General features: G+C 67.1%; 18 protein-coding genes. 13 read left to right on the top strand and 5 right to left on the bottom strand.

What is annotated here, in order from left to right; all coding sequences use genetic code 11:
* Positions 1-55 precede the first annotated feature (55 nt).
* The 3 genes from D892_RS0104825 to D892_RS0104815 are packed head-to-tail and all read left to right on the top strand — an operon-like array spanning position 56 to position 2,551.
* Positions 56-829 (top strand): DUF2306 domain-containing protein, encoded by a 774-nt coding sequence (locus D892_RS0104825; RefSeq protein WP_024800154.1) that lies wholly within the window; start codon positions 56-58, stop codon positions 827-829.
* Positions 826-1,749 (top strand): alpha/beta fold hydrolase, encoded by a 924-nt coding sequence (locus tag D892_RS0104820; RefSeq protein WP_024800153.1) that lies wholly within the window; start codon positions 826-828, stop codon positions 1,747-1,749. Before D892_RS0104825 ends, D892_RS0104820 begins: the two co-directional genes overlap by 4 nt.
* Before the next feature lie 43 nt (positions 1,750-1,792).
* Positions 1,793-2,551 carry a TetR/AcrR family transcriptional regulator gene (locus D892_RS0104815; RefSeq protein WP_024800152.1) on the top strand — a complete coding sequence of 253 codons (759 nt, stop codon included), beginning with the start codon at positions 1,793-1,795 and terminating at the stop codon, positions 2,549-2,551.
* 294 nt (positions 2,552-2,845) lie between these two features.
* Here D892_RS0104815 and D892_RS0104810 read toward each other — a convergent pair whose 3' ends face one another.
* The gene (locus D892_RS0104810; RefSeq protein ID WP_232235982.1) at positions 2,846-3,781 is read right to left on the bottom strand and encodes a TIGR03564 family F420-dependent LLM class oxidoreductase; all 936 of its coding nucleotides are present in this window, start codon (positions 3,779-3,781) and stop codon (positions 2,846-2,848) included.
* A 187-nt stretch (positions 3,782-3,968) separates the two neighbouring features.
* Between D892_RS0104810 and D892_RS0104805 the strand changes: the two genes are divergently transcribed.
* Both D892_RS0104805 and D892_RS0104800 read left to right on the top strand, forming a co-directional pair.
* Entirely contained in the window at positions 3,969-5,204 is a 1,236-nt protein-coding gene (locus D892_RS0104805) for an acyl-CoA dehydrogenase family protein (protein WP_024800150.1), read from the top strand.
* Positions 5,205-5,346: 142 nt separating this feature from the next.
* Positions 5,347-6,288: a TauD/TfdA family dioxygenase gene (locus D892_RS0104800; RefSeq protein WP_024800149.1), complete on the top strand. Its 942-nt coding sequence runs from the start codon at positions 5,347-5,349 to the stop codon at positions 6,286-6,288.
* 51 nt (positions 6,289-6,339) lie between these two features.
* Here the strand turns inward: D892_RS0104800 and D892_RS0104795 are convergent, their stop codons facing one another.
* Together D892_RS0104795 and D892_RS0104790 are read right to left on the bottom strand one after the other, a co-directional pair.
* Positions 6,340-6,780, bottom strand: coding sequence for a DUF1707 and DUF4190 domain-containing protein (locus D892_RS0104795; protein ID WP_084160932.1), 441 nt, complete (start codon positions 6,778-6,780; stop codon positions 6,340-6,342).
* Between the two features lie 238 nt (positions 6,781-7,018).
* Positions 7,019-8,152 (bottom strand): spirocyclase AveC family protein, encoded by a 1,134-nt coding sequence (locus tag D892_RS0104790; protein WP_024800147.1) that lies wholly within the window; start codon positions 8,150-8,152, stop codon positions 7,019-7,021.
* Between the two features lie 100 nt (positions 8,153-8,252).
* On the opposite strand from D892_RS0104790, the gene D892_RS43445 reads away from it, so the two are divergent.
* The gene (locus tag D892_RS43445; protein ID WP_024800146.1) at positions 8,253-8,756 is read left to right on the top strand and encodes a MarR family winged helix-turn-helix transcriptional regulator; all 504 of its coding nucleotides are present in this window, start codon (positions 8,253-8,255) and stop codon (positions 8,754-8,756) included.
* Positions 8,757-8,776: 20 nt separating this feature from the next.
* Here the strand turns inward: D892_RS43445 and D892_RS0104780 are convergent, their stop codons facing one another.
* Both D892_RS0104780 and D892_RS0104775 read right to left on the bottom strand, forming a co-directional pair.
* Positions 8,777-10,465 (bottom strand): nitric oxide reductase activation protein NorD, encoded by a 1,689-nt coding sequence (locus tag D892_RS0104780; protein WP_024800145.1) that lies wholly within the window; start codon positions 10,463-10,465, stop codon positions 8,777-8,779.
* A complete protein-coding gene (locus tag D892_RS0104775; RefSeq protein ID WP_232235981.1) occupies positions 10,465-12,111 on the bottom strand; it encodes a GMC family oxidoreductase in 1,647 nt (548 codons plus the stop codon). The genes D892_RS0104780 and D892_RS0104775 overlap by 1 nt, the downstream gene beginning before the upstream one ends.
* A 179-nt stretch (positions 12,112-12,290) precedes the next feature.
* Between D892_RS0104775 and D892_RS0104770 the strand changes: the two genes are divergently transcribed.
* From D892_RS0104770 to D892_RS0104740, 7 genes are read left to right on the top strand one after another with little or no spacing between them, the layout of a single operon-like run.
* Positions 12,291-13,349: an MlaE family ABC transporter permease gene (locus D892_RS0104770; protein WP_369801732.1), complete on the top strand. Its 1,059-nt coding sequence runs from the start codon at positions 12,291-12,293 to the stop codon at positions 13,347-13,349.
* Positions 13,349-14,212, top strand: a complete 864-nt coding sequence (locus tag D892_RS0104765) for an ABC transporter permease (protein WP_024800142.1) — start codon at positions 13,349-13,351, stop codon at positions 14,210-14,212. The genes D892_RS0104770 and D892_RS0104765 overlap by 1 nt, the downstream gene beginning before the upstream one ends.
* 4 nt (positions 14,213-14,216) lie before the next feature.
* Positions 14,217-15,275 carry an MlaD family protein gene (locus tag D892_RS0104760; protein ID WP_024800141.1) on the top strand — a complete coding sequence of 353 codons (1,059 nt, stop codon included), beginning with the start codon at positions 14,217-14,219 and terminating at the stop codon, positions 15,273-15,275.
* Positions 15,275-16,279: an MlaD family protein gene (locus tag D892_RS0104755; protein ID WP_024800140.1), complete on the top strand. Its 1,005-nt coding sequence runs from the start codon at positions 15,275-15,277 to the stop codon at positions 16,277-16,279. The genes D892_RS0104760 and D892_RS0104755 overlap by 1 nt, the downstream gene beginning before the upstream one ends.
* Complete coding sequence (locus D892_RS0104750) at positions 16,267-17,307, top strand: MlaD family protein (protein ID WP_036566754.1); 1,041 nt, start codon at positions 16,267-16,269, stop codon at positions 17,305-17,307. Before D892_RS0104755 ends, D892_RS0104750 begins: the two co-directional genes overlap by 13 nt.
* Complete coding sequence (locus tag D892_RS0104745; protein WP_063630008.1) at positions 17,307-18,410, top strand: MlaD family protein; 1,104 nt, start codon at positions 17,307-17,309, stop codon at positions 18,408-18,410. The genes D892_RS0104750 and D892_RS0104745 overlap by 1 nt, the downstream gene beginning before the upstream one ends.
* Positions 18,407-19,507: an MlaD family protein gene (locus tag D892_RS0104740; RefSeq protein ID WP_024800137.1), complete on the top strand. Its 1,101-nt coding sequence runs from the start codon at positions 18,407-18,409 to the stop codon at positions 19,505-19,507. Before D892_RS0104745 ends, D892_RS0104740 begins: the two co-directional genes overlap by 4 nt.
* Positions 19,508-19,563: the final 56 nt, after the last annotated feature.

Genomic DNA, 19,563 nt, shown 5'->3' with positions numbered 1-19,563 from the left:
TTGCGTGATACACACGCAGTGTGCAGAGGGCAGTCTCGATCGTGGAGCCGGCGTGATGAACTCGGATCGGATGAACAGGCGGGGCCGAGGGGTCGCCACCGTGGCGGCGAACGAGGCCGGGGCCGGCCGGCCGCGCGGGTCGTCGGGCTCGCGCGTGTGGTGGCGGCGCCCGTGGATCGTGCCGCTGATGGTGGTGTGCGCCGCGTTTCTGGTGTTCTCGCTCCCCCCGTATCTGAGTCTGGATTCCGCGCAGTCGCGTGCCGGGCTCCGGGCGGGGGTGGGCTTCCACTATCCGGTACTGCTCCTGCACATCCTCTTCGGCACGATTGCGCTGATCACCTCGTGTTTCCAGGTCTGGCCGCACTTTCGTGCCGCCTACCCGGCCGCGCATCGCGTGATGGGGCGAATCTATGTCTTCGGCGGCGTATTACCCGGCGGTGTGGCCGGTGTGGTGGTGTCCGCGTTGCACACGCAAGGGCTGGCCGCGCAGCTGGGCAACGCCGCGCTGTCGCTGTCGTGGCTGGCGGCGGGGATTCTGGGGTATCGCGCGGCACGGGAGCGGCGGTTCCGCGATCATCGCGTCTGGATGATCCGGGGATTCGCGCTGACCACGTCGATCGTGGCCAACCGCCTCTGGGTGATGGTCTGCCTCGGGTTGGCCATGCCGCAGCTGAACAGCACCTACCACGGCGACGAGCTGGCGATGGAACAGTCCATGGCGGCCGCCGCCGTGTGGTTGAGCTGGGTGGTCAACCTGCTGATAGCCGAATGGTGGTTGCAGTACCGGGGCCGGCGCAGGCCCGCGGTGTCCGAGGGCGCCGGGCGATGAGCCGCCTCGTGAGCAGGCGGGCGCTGCTGGTGGGAGTCGGTGCGGCCGTGGCGGTTTCGAGCTGCGGTCCGTCCGCGCACGCTTCGCGGCGAGAGCCCACCTTCGTGTGCGTACACACCACCAATGCCTCGGGGCACTGGTTCGCGCCGTTGGTGGCGCAGCTGACCGCCGCGGGTCTGCGGGCGGTTGCGGTCGATCTTCCCGGACACGGTGCGCAGGCATACTATCCGCGCGCGTATCAGGCCCCGCAGAACGTCGCCGGGCTTGCGGTCGAGCCGTCGCCGAGCGCGGGCCTCACGCTGGGCGACTACGTGAATCACGTTGTGGCCGTGGTCCGCCGGGTGGAGCCGGTGATTCTCGTCGGTCACGCGGATGCCGGCGCCACGCTCACCCTCGTGGCCGACGCGGTGCCGGAGCTGGTCTCGCGGCTGGTCTACGTCGCCGCCGGTTGCTGCACCGCGATGCCGACGCTCAGCGACTACATGCGTTCGCCGGACAACGCCGGTGCCGTGCAGGTGCCCGTCGTCGGTGACCCGGCCGCGTTGGGTGTCACCCGGATCAACTGGCGCACGCACGATCCGCGCGACTTGGCGACATTTCATGCGGCCCTGGCGCATTCGTACGACGACACCGGTTTCCGTGCGTTGCTGAACCAGCTCCAGCCCGATGAACCCGCGTCGATATGGGGCACCGCCGCCCGTGGCGACCCGGCGGCATGGGGCCGAGTCCCGCGGACCTACATCAGATTCGATCAGGACCGGACGCTCACACCGGCCGTCCAGGACCGGATGATCGCCGAGGCGGATGCGCTCACCCCGGACAATCGTTTCGCCGTGCACACCGTGGGCCTGCCGCACGCCGGCCCGCTCGATCACCCCGATATCGTGACGATTCTCCGGAAATTACCCGAAACGCCATGACCGCTCACCGCATCCACCCGGTGGGTGGCGGAGAACAGGACCTATGACCGGCTCGAATGTACCCGGCGAAGACGATGCCGCCCAGAGTGTCGCCGAGGAGGACCGCATCCTGGACGCGCTCTGGGGGGATCGGCTGCGGCCGCGCCGCGGCCCCAAACCGAAACTCAGCGTCGATCTCGTGGTCACCGCGGGTATCGAATTGGCCGATGCGGAGGGGCTTTCCGGTCTTTCGGTCGCGCGGGTCGCGAAGAACCTCGAGACGCCGCTCATGTCGCTGTATCGCTATGTCCGGAGCAAGACCGAATTGGTGGCGCTCATGCTGGATTCCGCCATCGGGCCGCCCCCGGATGTTCAGGCGGTCGAGAGGGGCTGGCGGGCCCGGCTGGAATATTGGGCCCGCGAGAACGAACGGGTCTTTCGCGAGCACCCCTGGGCGCTGCCGCTGGCGACCATGCGGCGGGCGGTCGGACCCAACGAGGTTGCCTGGCTGGAAACCGGACTCACGATTCTCGAGGACGTCGGCCTCGACGACGGTGAGATGTTGCAGGTCGTTCTGCTGGTCAACAGCCATGCGCGGGGAAATGCGCAGATGGCGGCCAACGCGGGCGATGCCGCTCCCGGTGGCGGCAGTCTGGCCTCGGTGTATGCGCAGATATTCCGGCAGGATACGGCGCATGCGCAGTATCCGGTGATAGCCCGGCTGTACACCGGCGGCGCATTGGAGCGCGGGGACGAATCCTTCGGCCTGGAGCGCGTACTCGACGGTGTGCAGAGTTATATCGAGAACAAGAACGCCGACTGAGGCTCGACTACCGGAACGGAAAGATATGCCGTACCAATGGCCGGTGGACGCCCGCGGGCTGTTCGAAGAACGGGACGGAACTCGTGCGGGGGCTGATTCGTCAGGTGCGCGAGTGGGATTGCCCGACAGCGCATCTCGGAATGTCCATGGGCGGATACTATTCGGCGCGTTCGGGGCTCCTCGGTGAAACTTCCGGCGGTGATTCGGATTCTCTGTGAGTGGCTGGGGAAAACCTTGCACAGGCGGTGAACGCCGGCCGGTTACCCGGAATCGTCGATCGCAACGGCGTCGCCGTCAGCTCGACAGGTCCGCCAGGAGCCGCCAGGTGTTCAGCTGGTCTTCGGGGCCGCCGAGATCGGTCTGGGTGACGAACAGCTCGGTGGCGCCGGCATCGATGTAGCGCCGCAGGCCGTCTGCCACGTACTTCTCGTCGCCGATCAGGGCCAGGTCGACGGCGCGCTCGACGCCCTCGCGGTCCAGGACCGTGCGATAGGACGGGATCTTCTCGTAGAAGGCCAGCTGGTCGGTGGCGTCGGCTCGGACCTCGTCCGGGCGGTCGGTCACCACGGCGATCACCCCGGCTACGATCTGCAGAGGGCGGACGGGCTGTTCGGGGCGGGCCCGCTCCAGACGCGGAACGATGTGCTCACCGAGGGTGCGCGGCCCCGCCAGGAATGGGATGACGCCGTCGGCCAGTTCCCCGGTCGCCCGCAGAGCCTGCGGACCCATTGCCGCTACGAGCAGCGGAATCCCTTGTCCGCCATGCACTGTCGTGGGCAGCGCGGGGCGGGTTCGGATGCGTTCGCCGTCGATGTCGGCCGTGCCGTTCTCGATCAGTTCTCGCAGGGCGGTCAGATATTCACGCAGGTGCAGCACCGGCTTGTCCTCGCGGATGCCGAATGCCTCGAATTCCAGTGCGGTAGCGCCCAATCCGAGTCCCAGCCGGAAGCGTCCGCTGGAGGCAGCCTGCACTGTCTGCGCCTGGCCGGCCACCAACAGGGGATGGCGCGGATTGATCGGGACGACCGAGGTCCCGACCCCGATCTCGTCGACCGCCTGCGCCACCGTCGCGGCCAGCACCAGCGAATCCAGGTCGTATTTCTGGCCGAACCACAGCGACCGCAAGCCCAGCTGCCGCGCGGTCCGAGCCAGGTCGATCACATCGGTCACATCGTTGGCCGCCCCGGCCCGCGGCCACAGCGACACTCCAATCGGCACGGATGCACTCACCAGACCGACGGTACATGCCGCCCTTTCGCGGGCCGTATTGCAATCGCGGTGAGCGAAATTCCGCTCCCGCTTCCGTTCATCAAAACTGAATGAATCCCGAAGGTCAGGTTGGTTGTTCGGCTCCGCCCGACTGGGCACACTGCCGTTCATCTCGCACCCGATGCCGCACGGACCGGAGGAGTTTGTCATGACAGTCACCGATATCACCGACGCCGATATCGAAACCCGGCCGGTTCCGCGGCCGGGCAGTGCCGAACTCGCCGCATTCGTGGCGACGGTGGCCGCCGATGCGGAGCGGCGGCGCGCGGCCGGCGGGACCGAACCGCCGGACGCCGCGCTGGCGGAGGTGCGGCGTCTGCGCCTGGGGGCGGTCCGGGTTCCCGCGGAACTGGGTGGTGGTGGCTGGTCGGTCCCCGAACTGTTCGATCTGCTGATAGATCTCGCCGCGGCCGATCCGGATGTACCGCACATTCTGCGCATCCATTTCGGGTTCGCGGAGGAACTGCTGACCCGGCCGCGCACCGAGAAGAAGCAGCGGTGGCTGCCGTACGTGCTGGACGGAAAGCTGTTCGGCGGCGCGCTCACCGAGCTGAACAATCGGCCCGTCGGGAATTACTCGTACGACAGCACATTGGAGCCGCGGACCGACGGCGGATATGTGCTGAACGGCCGCAAGTTCTACAGCACCGGCTCGCGTTTCTCCGATTACATTCGGGTCAGTGCGAACCTTCGCGACGGCGCGTTGCTCACCGCGATCGTGCCCGCCGACCGGCAGGGTGTCGAACACGTCGACGACTGGGACGGTATCGGGCAGCGGCATACCGGCAGCGGCACCACCGTGCTCACGAATGTCGTTGTGGCGGAGGAGGAGACGCTGCCCTGGCGGGGTACGGATCTGCCGGTCGAGCCGCGGCAGGCGTTTCCGCAGCTGTATCTGCACGCGATCGCGGCGGGCATTCTGCGCTCGGTTGCCTCCGATGCCGCAGCGCTGCTGCGTAACCGGGCGCGAAATTTCGTGTTCGGGAATACCGAAGAGCCCCGGCACGATCCGCAACTGCTCGAGGTCGTCGGATCCCTGTCGGCGACGGCATTCGCTACCGAATCGGTCGTGCGGGCCGCCGCACAGGCGCAGTCGCGCTCCTACGAGGCCGCCCGCGCGACGGGTTTCGATGCGGACCTGGAGCACGAGGCGGCGCTGCTGGCGGCCCAGGCGAAGGTGGCGATCGAGGAGTCCGCGCTGCGGGCCGCCGGGCGGATCTTCGATGTCGGCGGTGCGTCGGCCACCCGGGCGTCGGTGCAGCTGGACCGGCACTGGCGGAACCTGCGAACTCTGTTCTCGCACAACCCGACCGTGTACAAGGCGCGGGCATTGGGTGACCTCCTGGTCAACGACACGCCACTGCCGAAGGCGGGACACTTCTGAACCCGTCCCGGCCTGTTGTTCAAGGGCGATTACACAATTCGCGTAGACAATCTTGCTGATCCGAAGCAGTTGTCGGAGAACACATTCGGCATAGCCTGACCGTGAACGCTCCCGTCCAGCCGCAGAACAGGGTGATGGTGCAATGACAACCACTGAGGCGCACAAGGTTTCGTCCGAATCCACGATCCTGGTCCAGCCGCTGGCCGGGTACACCGGGGCGGAGATCTCGGGTGTCGATCTGGCGCAGGAACTGTCCGACCGTACCGTGGCGGAGATCCGGCAGGCGCTGCTGACCTGGAAGGTGGTCTTCTTCCGCGACCAGTCGATCGGGCATGCCGAGCAGGTCGCCTTCGCGCGCCGATTCGGCAAGGTCACCCCGGCGCACCCGTACGAGGACAAGCCGCCGGAGGGATTCCCGGAGATCTTCCCGATCGACAGCCGCCGCTACGCCGAGCAGTACGGCCGCAAGCGCACCTCCTACGACAGCAGCTGGCACACCGATGTCACCGCGTTGATCAACCCGCCGGCGTTCTCCCTCCTGCGGGCGCACATCCTGCCGCCGTATGGTGGCGACACCGCGTGGACGAATCTGGTTGCGGCGTATGAGAATCTGCCCGCCTCGGTCCGGGAGTTCGTGGACGGGCTGGACGCCGAGCACACCTTCGAACAGCGTGCCGCGCGGGGCGGTTCGCGTGCGGAGAGCGTGGAACGCAAGCCGCTGCGCACCTTCCACCCGGTGGTGCGGGTGCACCCCGAAACGGGGGAGCGGGCGCTGTACGTGAGCCCGGGATTCACTCGCGCGCTGAAGAATATCCGCGGTCTCGGCCCCCGGCTCAGCTCGCATATCCTCGACGCACTGTGGGAAGAGGCGACGCGGACCGAGTACACCGTCCGGTTCCGGTGGCAGCCCGGCAGCGTCGCGTTCTGGGACAACCGCGCCACCGCACATCTGGCCATCCCGGATGCCGGGCATCTCGGCCACGATCGGGTGCTCTACCGGGTCACCATCGAGGGCGACGTGCCGAAGGGCGTGGACGGTCGAGCCTCGGAGTCCGTCGAGGGCGACCCCTTCTACGGCAGCTGATTTCGGATACCCGGCAGCGTCGGCAGAGTGCGCTGCCGGGAGCTCCGCCGGTCAGCTGAGGAGGTACCAGCCGAAGAGCGCCACCCACACCACTCCGACGGCTATGCCGGCGACGGCGAAGCCCTTGTCGTCGCGCTCGGTGCCGGTGGCCAATGCGGTTACTCCGAGAACGATCGCGGGAACCGCCGTTATCCCGCACAGGAAGCCGAGTATCCCGAGTACGAATGCGGCAATACCCATCCCGCGCTGTCGGCGCCCCGGCGGTTGGTAGTAGCTCGGCAGGTTGGGATGCGAGGGCCTGGTCCACGGCAACCCGGCCATCGCGCGATCCAGATCGGCGGCCGTGCGCGAACTCAACGCAAGCCCCATCCGATCCGACAACTCCTCCGGCGTGATCCGCCCCGCCTGAAAACTCTCCTTGAGCCCCTCGACCGCTCGCTCCCGATCGGCATCCCCCACAAGAAAATGCCTACCGGCCCACTGTGGTTCCATCCCGGCCCCTCCCCGTTGCCCCGAAGTACTGTCGTGCTGTAGGTCGAGCTTATTCCCTCGTTCCGCCGACACGCACGCACGGAGGCAGAAGACCCGGATTCCGGACGCCGACCTGGTGCGGATCGAGCGCAACGGCCGGGACACTGTGGGAGTATCCGATTCGGACCCGTGGACGGGCACCCCGGCAGGTCATCGCGACAGGAACTCATACGCGGGCCGGAAGCGCTCGAGGTCCCGATCAGGAAGCGGGGTCGCAGCGCTGGGACTCCCGGTCGATGTGGGAGGGGCGGCCATCGGGCTGTCCGATCTGCCATGTGCTCGCGGCCCCGGCGGTGAACGGTCCCGGGGCGCCTTGGGATTCGTAGTACCCGCGTGGGTCCCAGGTCTTCGCTGTCGGGTACGGCCACGGGCAGGCGACGGTGGATGCCGCGCCGGTCGCGCGCACCGCCCAGAACGCCGTGCTGAAACTGAACATGGCGACGTTCAGGGCTATCGCCATCACCAGGAAGGTGGCCAGCTTGGGATGACGGACATGGAGGCCGAACCGCCGGGCGATCTTCTCCGCCTGCGATCGCCCGGTGTCGTCTCGATAGAGCAGGAGTGATGCCGGAATCATCACGATCGTGATCAGCACGCTCGCCATCAGCATCGGGAATTGGCTGTTCTTTCCCGCATCGATCGTGCCGAACTCGATGACATGCGTGTAGGTCAGGAACTGGGTGCGCACGAGGAGGATCTCCTGGGCGGCGTCCCAGATCACACCACAGACGAACGTCAGCACCGCCAGGGAGATCAACGGGTGGCGCCAGACGAACGCGTCCGGCTCACGGCGCCGCTGAACGGCGCGCAGGATCGGCATCGTCACGAAGTACGGGAGCAGGATGTAGGGCGCGTAGACGAACGAGGTCAGCGGCTCGATGATCGGAGATATGTTGAGCCACGGCCACTCTCGGGGGAAATGCCAGAGTCGTGGGTTGTACACCAAGCCGATCGCCCAATTGTTGTAGGGGTCGAGCCAGAGCAACGTGCTGGAGGCGATCACCATCAGTATCACCGGATGCCCCGGCCGGCGCCGCCAGACCAGGACCGAGGCGCCGACGACGGCGACGAACAGGACAACCGCCGCGACCTGTCCCACTGTGACCCAATCGATCCCGGACATCAGCGGCTCGACCGGCGGTGGTGCGTCCACCCCGTTCGGATTGCGGTTGTCCGGCGACGCCGGTCCGTTCTTCTCCGAGGTCGCCAGAACGACGATGGCCGCGACCGCGGCGGCAGCGCAGCCCGCGAGGGTCTTCCACGACCGAGCGACGCGGGGTGTTGCGGCGTTGTAGTCGACGTTCGCCGGATCTCGAACTGGTTTGGACTTCATGACACTCCATGCCGGTCACCACGACTGTTGACGCGTGAGACGACGCTCGCCTCAGGATGTAGGGTAGCGCAAATAGTTCAGATAATGAATATTTTCGAGAATGCAGTATCGTAGCTTCGTGACCGATACCATTGGCGCTGCCGACGACGGGGATATTGTCGAGTTCCTCGGCGCCGTGACGGACGTCCGGCGGATGATTTCGAACCTGACGCTGCCGGTGGCGCGTAAACGCGGGATCTCCGAACGCGCCCTGGGCATCATCGTCCTTGTCTACGCAGGTCTCGACCGTCCGGGGCTGTTGATCGAATATCTCAACGTGCTGCCGAGTACGGTCTCTTCGGATGTCAACAAACTCGTCGATGCGGGGCTGCTGCGGCGGAAGTTGTCGCCTGCCGACCGCCGGGTCAGCAGGCTGGAGGTGACCCGCAAAGGCATTGCCGCACAACAGGAATCGCTACGTCAGCTGCACGCGGCTTTCCGCGCCAGGTCCGCCGGCGTGTCGCTCGACGAGCTCCACGCCTGCATCGCGACACTCCGGAAACTCGGCGGTGAACCGCAGCCGTCCGTTCCGAATCCGTTGCGCGAGGCAGGAACGACCGACTGAACGATCCAGGGCTCCCCGTGTCATCCGCGCACCGGTTTCGGCGCACCGAGTTCCCGCAGACACGACAGGAACAGGTCATCCATGTGCGGGCTCAGCTCGGCGAGAGTGGTGGCATCGGCGTGGCCGGCGGAGCCGAAGACGCGGTTGAGGGCTGTGGAGTCGGTGTCGGCGCCGAGTGACAGGCACAGGCATCCGACGCCGTCTCCGCGGAGTTCTTCGAGAGCCTTGCGGGCGTCGGCCTCGGCGTAGTGGCCTTCGTAGCCGCTGTCGTAGGGGAGCCCGTCGGACAGCAGGAGTAGCAGCCTGTTCTGTGTTCCTGCACGGGTTTTGAGGATTTCACCCGCGCCGCGGATGCCGGCGCCGAGACGCGTGTAGCCGGAGGGGCGGAGCTGATTGAGCCGCGTTCGTCCGACTGCGCTGAAACGTTGTCCGAATGTTGTGATCGCGTGGAGATGGACCGCGTGGCGGCCGTGCGACCGGAAGGCGTATACGGCGACGCGATCACCGAGTTCTTCGAGGGTGACGGCGAGTGTGGCGGCCGCGCGGCGCTGGTGGCCGTGGACGGTGCGGCCGTCGGGGTCGGCGTCGGTGGCCGAGCCGGAAGCATCCAGCAGGATGAGGACACCGAGATCGCGCGCCACCTTGCGATGTTCGCGGTAGACGTTTTCGGATGGCGAGTAACCCGAGCGCAGGTCGACGAACAGGTCGATGAGGGCCTCGAGGTCGAGCTCGTCGCCCGCGGAACGGCCACGTAGGGCTCTTGGGCCCAAGCCGACCCGGGCCAAGCGTCGGCGCAACACGTCGTCGGGCGGGACCCCGGTGTCGGTGATGTCGTCGTTGGCCGGGCACGGCGAGTCGATCACCCGGCACCATTCGGGACGGTACCGGTCATGGTGGACATCCCATTCCGGGTAGAGGGTGCCGCCCGCCCCGCCGACGGCACCGGGCTTGCCGCCGTCGATGAAACTGATCCGCGTGGGTAGCGACCCCACTTGTTTCCCGGCTCTGCGCGCGCGACGCACCGCACGCATCGGCGTCTCGGCGCCGATGGGCCCGTCCCCGGACGCCCGCGCGCTGCCGGGCTGCTTGCGGAAGAGGTCCCTCAGGGTCCGCGACCGGAACAGCGGATTCTCGAACAGTTTCGCGCTCTTGCCCTCCCCGGACTGCTCGGCATCGCCGTCGTCGTCGGCCACGGACACGTGGAGCGGATCGAATTCCGGACGCGATTCCCTGTCAGTGGGCCGCGCGCCCGGCGCGAGCAGGCGGGAGGGTCTGATGACACCGAACCATTCCGGCGGGTCGATGACCGGCCGGCGCCTTCGCGCCATGGCAAGCGATTCGTCCGCGGTCGCGGTATCCACTCCCGTGTCGAAGCTCAGTTCGGCGGCGAGGGGGACCCGGTCGGCGAGTTCGGTCAGCACCCGCCGACCTTCGAGGGCCAGGTAGTGGCGCGCAAGCGACGGACGTCCCCGCAACGCCTTCACCACACGCGGATCCAGGCTTCCCGCACCGAGCAGCGCGGCCTGCACCAGCAGCTCTCTGCGCTGTTCGGCGTCGGATCGGCCGGCCCTGACGAAGATGACTCGGCCGTCGGTGTGTGCGGCCGTTCCGGCCGGTGCCTGCGCCACCTCGACCGACCGGCCGACGAGGACGCCGGCGAGCAACCGGAACCGGTCCAGGCCATTCGGGTCACGGCAGGGATGCTTCATCAGCGGCCGATGATCAGCTCGGCTGCCCGCTCGCCGATCATCATTGCCGCAGCGTTCGTATTGCCGCCGACGATGCGTGGCATGATCGAGGCGTCGGCCACGCGAAGTCCGTCCACGCCATGTACTCGCAGTTCGGGGTCGACCACCGCACGTTCGTCGGTACCCATCCGACAGGTTCCGACCGGGTGGTATACGCCAGAGGCGTTGCGGCGCGCGAAATCCGCCAGATCCGCACCGGTCCGGCCCACCCCGGGCAGCACCTCACGACCTACCTCTCGGGCTACCGCGCCGTGCGCTACCGTCTCCCGGACCAGTTCCATCCCGGCGACAAGTGTCGCCAAGTCTCGCGGTTCGGCCAAGTAGTTCGGGTCGATCAGCGGGGCAGTGAACGGATCGGTCGACGCCAGCCGCACCGTCCCGCGGCTCTCGGGGTAGATCATCGTGGGCAGGAGCGTCAGTGACGGTGACGGGTCGGCGGCCAAATGGAGTCCCGGCTCGTCCTGGTTCTCCGGATAACTCATGGGGAGGATGAACATCTGCAGGTCGGGAAGGTCGGTGCGGTCCTGCACTCCGCTGTCCACGAAGGCGATGGCCTCGAACAGCGTGTGCGACAGATACGTCGACCGCGGGCGCGCGCATTCACGAGCCATCGCCCGGGCAAAATTCACCGGCGACGCGCTGCGCCCGCCGGGTGCGAGGAAGGATATCGGGACGAACAGATGATCGTGCAGGTTGTCGCCCACCGGCAGGTCGGCGATCACCTGGATCCCGTGTTCGCGCAGGTGCGCCGCGTGGCCGATACCGGACAGCATCAACAGCCGCGGTGAACCCAGCGATCCGGCACTGACCACCACCTCGTGGCCGGCCCGAGCGATCTCGATCGGACGCCGGTTCCGCCCCGCCGCCAACTCCACTCCGACGGCGCGGCCGTTCTCCACGACCACCCGGGTCGCGGTCACACCGCTCACCACCTGGAGATTGGGCGGGGCGCCCCGCAGATACCCGCGATCGGTGCCCATCCGCCGGCCCGCGCCGGTGCTCTGCTGCAGTGCTGCTACACCGGTCTGCTGTTTCCCGTTGTAGTCGTCGTTCGGCTCGACGCCGGTGGTCGCCGACAACGCGGCCATGAAGCTTTCGGTGACGGGAGCCAGACCCGTGGCCCGTTCCACTGTGATCGGTCCGTCCCCGCCGCGCAGGTCACTCGGGCCGTCCTCGAAGCTCTCCAGCCGTCGGAAAGACGGGAGGACGTCGGAGAACCCCCAGCCCCCGGCGCCGTCGGCTGCCCAGTCGTCGTAGTTCTGCCGGTTTCCGCGCACGAACGCCATCCCGTTGATGACGCTGCCACCGCCGAGTGCCCGGCCATGGGACTGGGGGAGCTTGCGGCCGTTCATGTGACGTTGAGCAATCGTGTACGCGGGCCAGGTGACGCGACGTTGCAGCAGGGTCACCGCGTGGATCGCTCCGCACATTCCGGGAATCGTGACGAGTGGTCCGCGAAGCTGTCGACCCGACTCGATCAGGGTGACGGACGCACCGGTCTCGGCCAGGCGCCGCGCAACGATCGCCCCCGCGCTCCCCGATCCCACGACAACGTAGTCTGCCGGGTCCGGGCCGACGGAACCCTTGACCATCCGTGCCCGCTTCATCCAAGACCTCCGTCGCCGAACCGCTTCCGAGCTATTATTTCAGAATCCGAACTTCCTCCGACGGTAGCACCGATCGGCGTGGAGCGGGAGCGAACGCTTGCCGGTCGGCATCGCCCGAGACCGGTGGTGCGGCGATCGGTGCTGCCTGTGTCACGAATAACCCAGGCGCACAGTCGATTATGTTTCTGCTGCCGGACCGGGTGTGCGATTCCGGTGCGATCGAACCACTGTGCAACTCGGCCCCGCTGATGTATCGTCTGTCGAACTGTAATAGCAATAGTTACCCATCCGATCAGCTCGGGGCGGCGTCGTCCGCGGCATTCGGGCAACCAACTGGAGGATCGATGGAGCCGCAACGACCGAATGCTCCCGTCCGGGAGGCAGGCCGGTTCGCGGTGGCCGAGCCGCTCGGTCCGCCGGCGTCGGCGGCATGGAATGTATTGCGCCGCAACTTTTCCGAGACAGTGCTATCGAGCCTCGCCACGCTGGGGCGGGCGCTGCGGATGGGTGTGCACGCGATCCGGATCGGCACCGCCGATGTGGTGCGAGGGCGGTTCCAGACGCACGAAACTCTCGTGCAGGCATGGTTTTTGATCACAGTGACCGCCGTTCCGAGTGTGTTGATGGCGATTCCCTTCGGGGTGATCGTGTCCGCGCAGGTCGGAAATATCGTGTCGCAATTGGGTGCGGATTCGATGATCGGCGCGGCCGGCGGGCTGGGGGTGATCAAGCAGGGCGCCCCGATGGCGAGCGCGCTGATGCTCGGCGGCGCGGGCGCTGCGGCGATCGCGGCCGATCTCGGGGCGCGGGCGGTGCGTGAAGAAGTCGACGCGATGCGGGTGATGGGCGTGGATCCTGTGCAGCGGCTGGTCGTTCCGCGAGCTGTGGCGATGATGCTGGTGGCGCCGTTGCTCAACATCCTCATCGTGGTGGTCGGCATCGGATCGGGCTTCTTCGTCGCTGTCACCGCGCTGAACGTCACCCCGGGCAGCTATTGGTCGTCGTTCGGTGCCTTCACCACTCCGGTGGATATCTGGGTGTCGCTGATCAAGGCGCTTCTGTTCGGGTTTCTGGTCGTGGTGATCGCGTGCCAGCGAGGGCTGGAAGCCAAGGGCGGACCGCGTGGGGTGGCCGACGGTGTGAACGCGGCGGTGGTGATGTCGGTCGCCGTGGTCACCGTGTCGAATACCGCGATTACGCAGGTGGTGACCATGTTCTTCCCGGTGAGGATGGCATGATGACGGCCTCGTCCTATGTTCCGCCGGGGTTGCGCCGGGCGGGTCGGCTGCGTCGCCGGGTACGGCCGTGGGCGCCGATCGAGTCGGTCGGGTTCGTGCTCGGCTTCGCGTGGCAGGCGGTCTCGGCGGTGCCGTACACGCTGGTGCGTTATCGGCGGCAGACGGTCATGGTGATCACGGACATGACTTGGGGCCGTGGCTCGGTGATCGTCGGCGGCGGGGTGGTGCCGCTGATGCTGCTGATGGGGGCGGCGATGGGCGCCTCGATCGGCATCGAGGCCTACAGTGCGCTGAACCTTCTGGCGCTGGGACAGCTCAGCGGTCTGATCTCGGCGTTCGGTGTCACGCGCGAATTGGCGCCGATCGCGGCGGGGGTGGGATTCGCCGCGCAGGTCGGGTGCCGGATGACCGCGGAGATCGGCTCGATGCGGATCTCGGAGGAGATCGACGCGATCGAATCCCTCGCCGTCCGATCGGTTCCGTTCGTGGTGACCACCCGCATCATCGCCGGAATCGTCGCGGTGGCACCGGCTTTCGTGGTGGCGCTGATCTTGGCCTACTTCTCCTGCCAACTGATCGTGACAACCGTTCACGGCACACCGTCGGGCACCTACAACCACTATTTCGATCAGTTCGTGCTGGGCTGGGACGTGGTTGCCGCCACCGTCAAGGTGGTCGTGTTCGCGATCGCGGTGGTGTTGATCCATTGCTATCAGGGCTATTTCGCCACAGGTGGTCCCGAAGGGGTGGGTACGGCGTCGGGCCGGGCGGTGCGGGCGAGCCTGGTGTCGATCATCGCCTTGGACATGATCGCGACGATCGTGTTGTGGGGGTTCCAGTCTCCGATCACCTTCACGGGGTGACGCCGTGCCTGCCTATGCTCTGCCCGGTACCGAGGTCGGCCCCCGCCGCGCCCGCATTCTCGGTGTGGTCGCCGTCGTTCTCGTGATCGCTGCTGTCGTGGTGTGGCGAGTGGTTCCGAACTCCGAGCCGGCCGGGCAGATTCGGGTCGCGTTGATCACCGCGCAGGTCGGTGAGGGTGTGGCGCCGGGGACGGATGTGCGGCTGGACGGGGTGCGCGTCGGTTCGGTGGCGTCGATCGACCGTCTCGGCTCCCGGGGGCAGCGAATCACGGTGAGCCTGCAGGGTTCTCAGCTGTTCGGGCTCACCGACGAATTGAGCGTCGATTATGTGACGGGGAACCTGTTCGGCATCAGCGCTGTCGATCTCCACTCGGGTGGTGGCGGTGCGCTGCTCACCGACGGATCCATCGTCGATCTGACCGGCCGCAATGCCGGTCGGCTCCGAGACGCGACACTGTCGGCGCTGTTGGAATCGACCGGTGGACTCACTGCGGACGTACTGACGCCGAAACTCGCTGCGCTGCTGGCGACGGCGGCCCGCGATGTGCGGGCGCTGAGCCCGATGTTGCAGGCCATCGGCACCACGGTGCGATCGTTCACCGACACCCAGCAACTGCCCACCTCGCTGCTGTTCGACCGATTCGGCTCGACGCTCGACGGTGTGCCGGCGGCGCTGACCGGGGGACTGGCGGTCCTGCGGTCGGCCTATACGAACCAGTACCTGTCGACCCCCGAGCACATGGCTCGATACAGCCGGATGTTCGCCGAAATCCAGAGTCGGCTGCTGCCGGCCGCCACGCGGACCGCCGGCACCGGCCGAGACTATTTCGCCGGATTCATGCCCATGACGACCGCGATCCTCGACCAGCTGTCGGCGTCGGTCGGCACGCCGCAACGTTCGGCCCAGCAGTTGAGTGATCTGCTGGATCGCCTCGGCGCGGCGTTCCACGACACCCCGAATGGCCCGATGCTCGATGCCGACGTCGACCTGGAGGTGGTGCCCGCGCTGGCGGCACCCCTGTCGACGGTACTCGGGCTGCATCCCGCGCCGGGGGGTCGCTGATGTCGACACGGTCGCTGTTGTTCCGGGTTTCGGTCGTCGTGACGGTCATGGTCGTCGCGTTGATCGGGGTGTTCCGCGTCCTCGAACGGCCGGTGGCCGGCGAGACCGATACGTACACGGCGTTGTTCACCGATGCCAACGGCCTGCGCCCGGGTGACGACGTGCGGATGTACGGGGTGCAGGTCGGCAAGGTCGGTGCGGTCGAGTTGGCGGGAAGCCTTGCCCGGGTGCGCTTTACGGTGACCCATGAGCATCCGGTGTTCGTCGACAGCAAGGCGGCGATCCGGTATCAGAATCTGACCGGGTTCCGGTATCTGGAGATCCAGCAGCCCGACCGGCCGGGCGCGCGGCGAGGCCCGGCTGCGGTGTTCGAGCCGTCGGAAACGGTGCCGTCCTTCGACATCACGACGTTGTTCAAAGGATTGCAGCCGGTGCTGACGGAGCTGTCGCCGGATGATCTGAACCGGTTCGCGACCAGTCTACTGGCGCTGATCCAAGGTGACGGAACGGGTTTGGGGCCGGCGCTGGATGCCATCGAGAAGCTGAGCCGTTACGCCTCGGACCGGCAAGCGGTGTTGTCGACACTGGTGGCCAACCTGGCGGAGGCCTCGACGCATCTGGCCGGCAAGTCGGGAAACTCGATGAAGCTGCTGAGCAACCTGACGAACCTGTTCACCGCGATCACCGACAAACTGCCGGGACTGGTCGATTTCGCGAACGCGATTCCGCCGGTACTGCAACCGTTGCGGGACATGCTGTCCGTGCTGGGAATCACCGGTGAGCGCAACAAGGATCTGGATGCCCTTCTGCGCCAGGCGTTTCCGGCGCCGCAGGAGGCCGCGGCCGTATTCGGGCGGCTGCCGGGGCTGATCCAGGCGATCGCGGCGACCCTGCCACCGACCGGGCCCGACGCGGCGATGACGTGCGCACACGGAGCGGCCGTGGCGCCGGCGCCGCTGCAGGTCCTCATTGCCGGACAAAGGATCACACTATGCCATCGATAGTCCGTCTCCGGCGAGTGTGGCTTCCGGCGCTGCGCACGGCACTCGCCGCGAAGTCCGAACGCGGTGTCGAATTACGCTGGGGCACAGCCGGTATCTGCGGCGTTCTGATCCTGCTCGTCGCGATCGGCGCGGTCTATGTCACCCGAACCGCACCCGGGCGAACCTATTCCGCGGATCTGGCGCAAGCCGGTGCCATCCGCCCCGGCGACGACGTTCGCGTCGCCGGGATACCGGTGGGAAAGGTGAAATCCCTGACGCTGCTACCGGATCGGGTCCGGATGAGGTTCACCGTCGAGGACCAGGTATTCGTGGGCGACCAGACCACCCTCGATCTCCGTATGCTGACCGTCGTCGGCGGCTACTACGTGGCGGTTCGACCCGCGGGAACGACATCGCTGGGTTCCGCGGTGATTCCGCAGCAGCGAGTCGGACTGCCCTACAACCTGACTCAGGCATTCCAGGATGCCGTGCACCCGGTGCGGCAGATCGACGGCACGGTGTTCCACCAGGACCTCGCGGCGCTGGCGGCATCGATCGACGAGAGCCCGGATTCGGTCCGCGCGGTGGTGCGGGCCGCCGACAGCCTGGTCGAGATCATGAACAAGCAGAACGCCGACATCTCCCACACGCTGGCGGTGGCCGATGAGTACCTGACCGCCCTGAACGTCAATTCCGATGTGCTCGTGCAGCTGGTGACGACACTGCAAGGACTCGAGAACCTCATCGAGAACAACAAGATCCGAGCCCAGCAGTCCCTCGACGACCTGGCCACGATATTGGGCGACCTGGGCCCGCTGGGCCGGGTGTGGGACGAGACGCTGAAACAGCGGGCGAAACCGCTCGCCGACGCGATTCCGCACTTGCGGCAACTCGGCGACAAGCTGGGCGGGCTCCTGGACTCCCTGCACACCTTGGAACAGCGATTGATGCCCTTCCTGCCGCCGGGTGGGGGCGTGCGGGTCGACCAGTCGGCCGCGACGATCCGAGCCACCGGTTTCTGTGTGCCGGTACCGGGAGGCGAATGCTGATGCTGAAACGAGTCTTGGGGTCGCGCGGTCTCATGTCGGCCGTCGTGGTAGTCATCGTGGTGGCGTCGGCCGCGATCGCGTGGCAGCTCACCAGATCCGGGCCCGCGATGCGCTCGTATTGCGCGCAGATGCCCGATGCGATCGGCCTGTACCAGGGCAGCGCGGTCACCATCATGGGCGTTCCGATCGGCCGCGTCACCGACATCGCGCCCGACGCAGGCACGGCGCGTGTGCGTTTCACCGTGCCGGCCGACCGCAAGCTGCCCCCGGACGTCGGCGCCGTCACCGTCAGCGACACTCTCATCGCCGACCGCAAACTCGCACTCATCGGCGCCGAACCCCAAGGTCCGGGCTGGGATTCGCACCGATGCATCACCAGAACCCTGACGCCCAAGAGCATGTCCGAGACCTTCGACGCCCTCGCCCAACTCGGCCGGCAGCTCAACGGTTCCGGACAACCCGGCCAGGCCGACGCGGTCGGGGCCGGCCTCGACGCCCTGGACCGAGCCACCGCGGGCTCCGGCGACCAGATCAACACTCTGGTTCTGCAACTCGGCAACGCACTGTCCTCCCCGGACGCGGCGATCGGCCACATCGGCGGACTGCTCGACGCTCTCACCGAGCTCACCCACCGCGCCCGCAGCGGCTGGCCCACCGTGCAGACCGCCATGACCGGCCTGACCCAGACTTTCAGCGACATCAACACCCTCGAATTCCCCGAGATCGTCCGCGTCGTCGCGAACGTGGTCGATGTGCTGCCGCAGCTCAACGACGTAGTGATGATGTTCGGATCACCGGCCCTGCGCGCAATCGACTCGATTCCGAATCTGCCGCAACTGCTTTCGGCCGGGGTGGGAACACTGTCGGATGTCCTCCGCATGGCCCCCGCGATTGCCGCGGGGTTCGCCGAGTCCATCGACGAATCCACCGGGCGTCCGACCATCGGCTACGCACCACCGAAACTGGCGCTCCCGCAACCGAATACAGACGTGGTCTGCGCCTCGGTGCAAGCGATCACGGGGCAGCGCTGTCAGACCGCCGAGAACGGCTCGGTCACGGTACCGAGCCTGCCGGCGCTTCTCGCGGCGGTGAGTGCGAAATGAGGCGGCTCTCGGCGGTATTGCGCCGCACCGGGACCTACGCGATGTGTGCGGTCACCATCGCGGTGGCAGCCGCGGGATGCGGATTTCAGGCCGCCGACGTCACCGTGCCGGGCACCGGTGTCGACGGACCGACCTACCACTTGCGGATTCAATTCGCCGATGTGCTGAATCTGCCACAAGGGGCAAAAGTCATCGCCGACGGTGTGCCCGTCGGGCGCTTGACTCGTGTCACAGTGGTTCCCCCGGAGACGGACATTCCGAGCCGGCCGGGGCATCAGGGCTTCGTCGTCGCCGAAGTCGAGATCCGCCGGTCGGTGCGCCTGCCGGTGGGCACCACCGCCGAACTGCGGCAGGAAACACCGCTGGGTGATGTGCACATCGCACTGACCGAACCCGCCGAGCCGAATAGGGCGCAGTTGCCGCCGGATTCGACGATCCCGCTGTCCGACACCACACAGTCGCCGACGATCGAGGACATCCTGTCCCGGTTGTCCGTCTTCGTCGGCAGCGGCGCCGTCACCGACTTCCAGGACATCGTGCACCGGATGAACGCGATCCTGCCGAACAACCCGGATGACACCGCTCGCATCGCCGGAACCCTCGGCGCGGACCTGGCGGATCTGGCCGCCCACACCGACTCGGTGCACAGCCTGGTGGGCGGCCTGCAAGCGACCGTCGACGACGGATTGCTCGGGAACGCAGCGGCATTCGACGAACTCCTCACCCCCGGCGCGGTGCAGCACACCACAGACTCGATCAACACCACCATCGGCGTCGTCTACGTGCTCACCGCCCTCGGACCGTTCGCACCGAGCGTCACGTGGCTGGGGCCGGCGCTGCAATCCAGCGATCGTGCCATGCGCGCTTTCGTGCCGATGCTGTTCGGCAGTCACCCCCTCGACACCGGTTCACCCTCGAACCTCCGGAAGCTCGTCGACCTCATCCAGAACAAAGTCATTCCCTTCGTAGACCGCGGGCCGAAGGTGAATCTCGTGGGCATCACCGTCGATTCACCACCGGCCGCCGACGCCCTGCCGCCGCCGGAGCGGACGGCGCGAATAGTCGACACCCTGCGGATGATCGGGGCCGTGCGATGAATGTGCGTGCGGCGGTGTCACTGTCCGCGATCGCCGCGGTTCTGGTGCTGGGTATC

Origin of the sequence: Nocardia sp. BMG51109, assembly GCF_000526215.1 — a bacterium.
Lineage (GTDB): Bacteria > Actinomycetota > Actinomycetes > Mycobacteriales > Mycobacteriaceae > Nocardia.
This window is presented reverse-complemented; position numbering and strand designations above follow the sequence as displayed.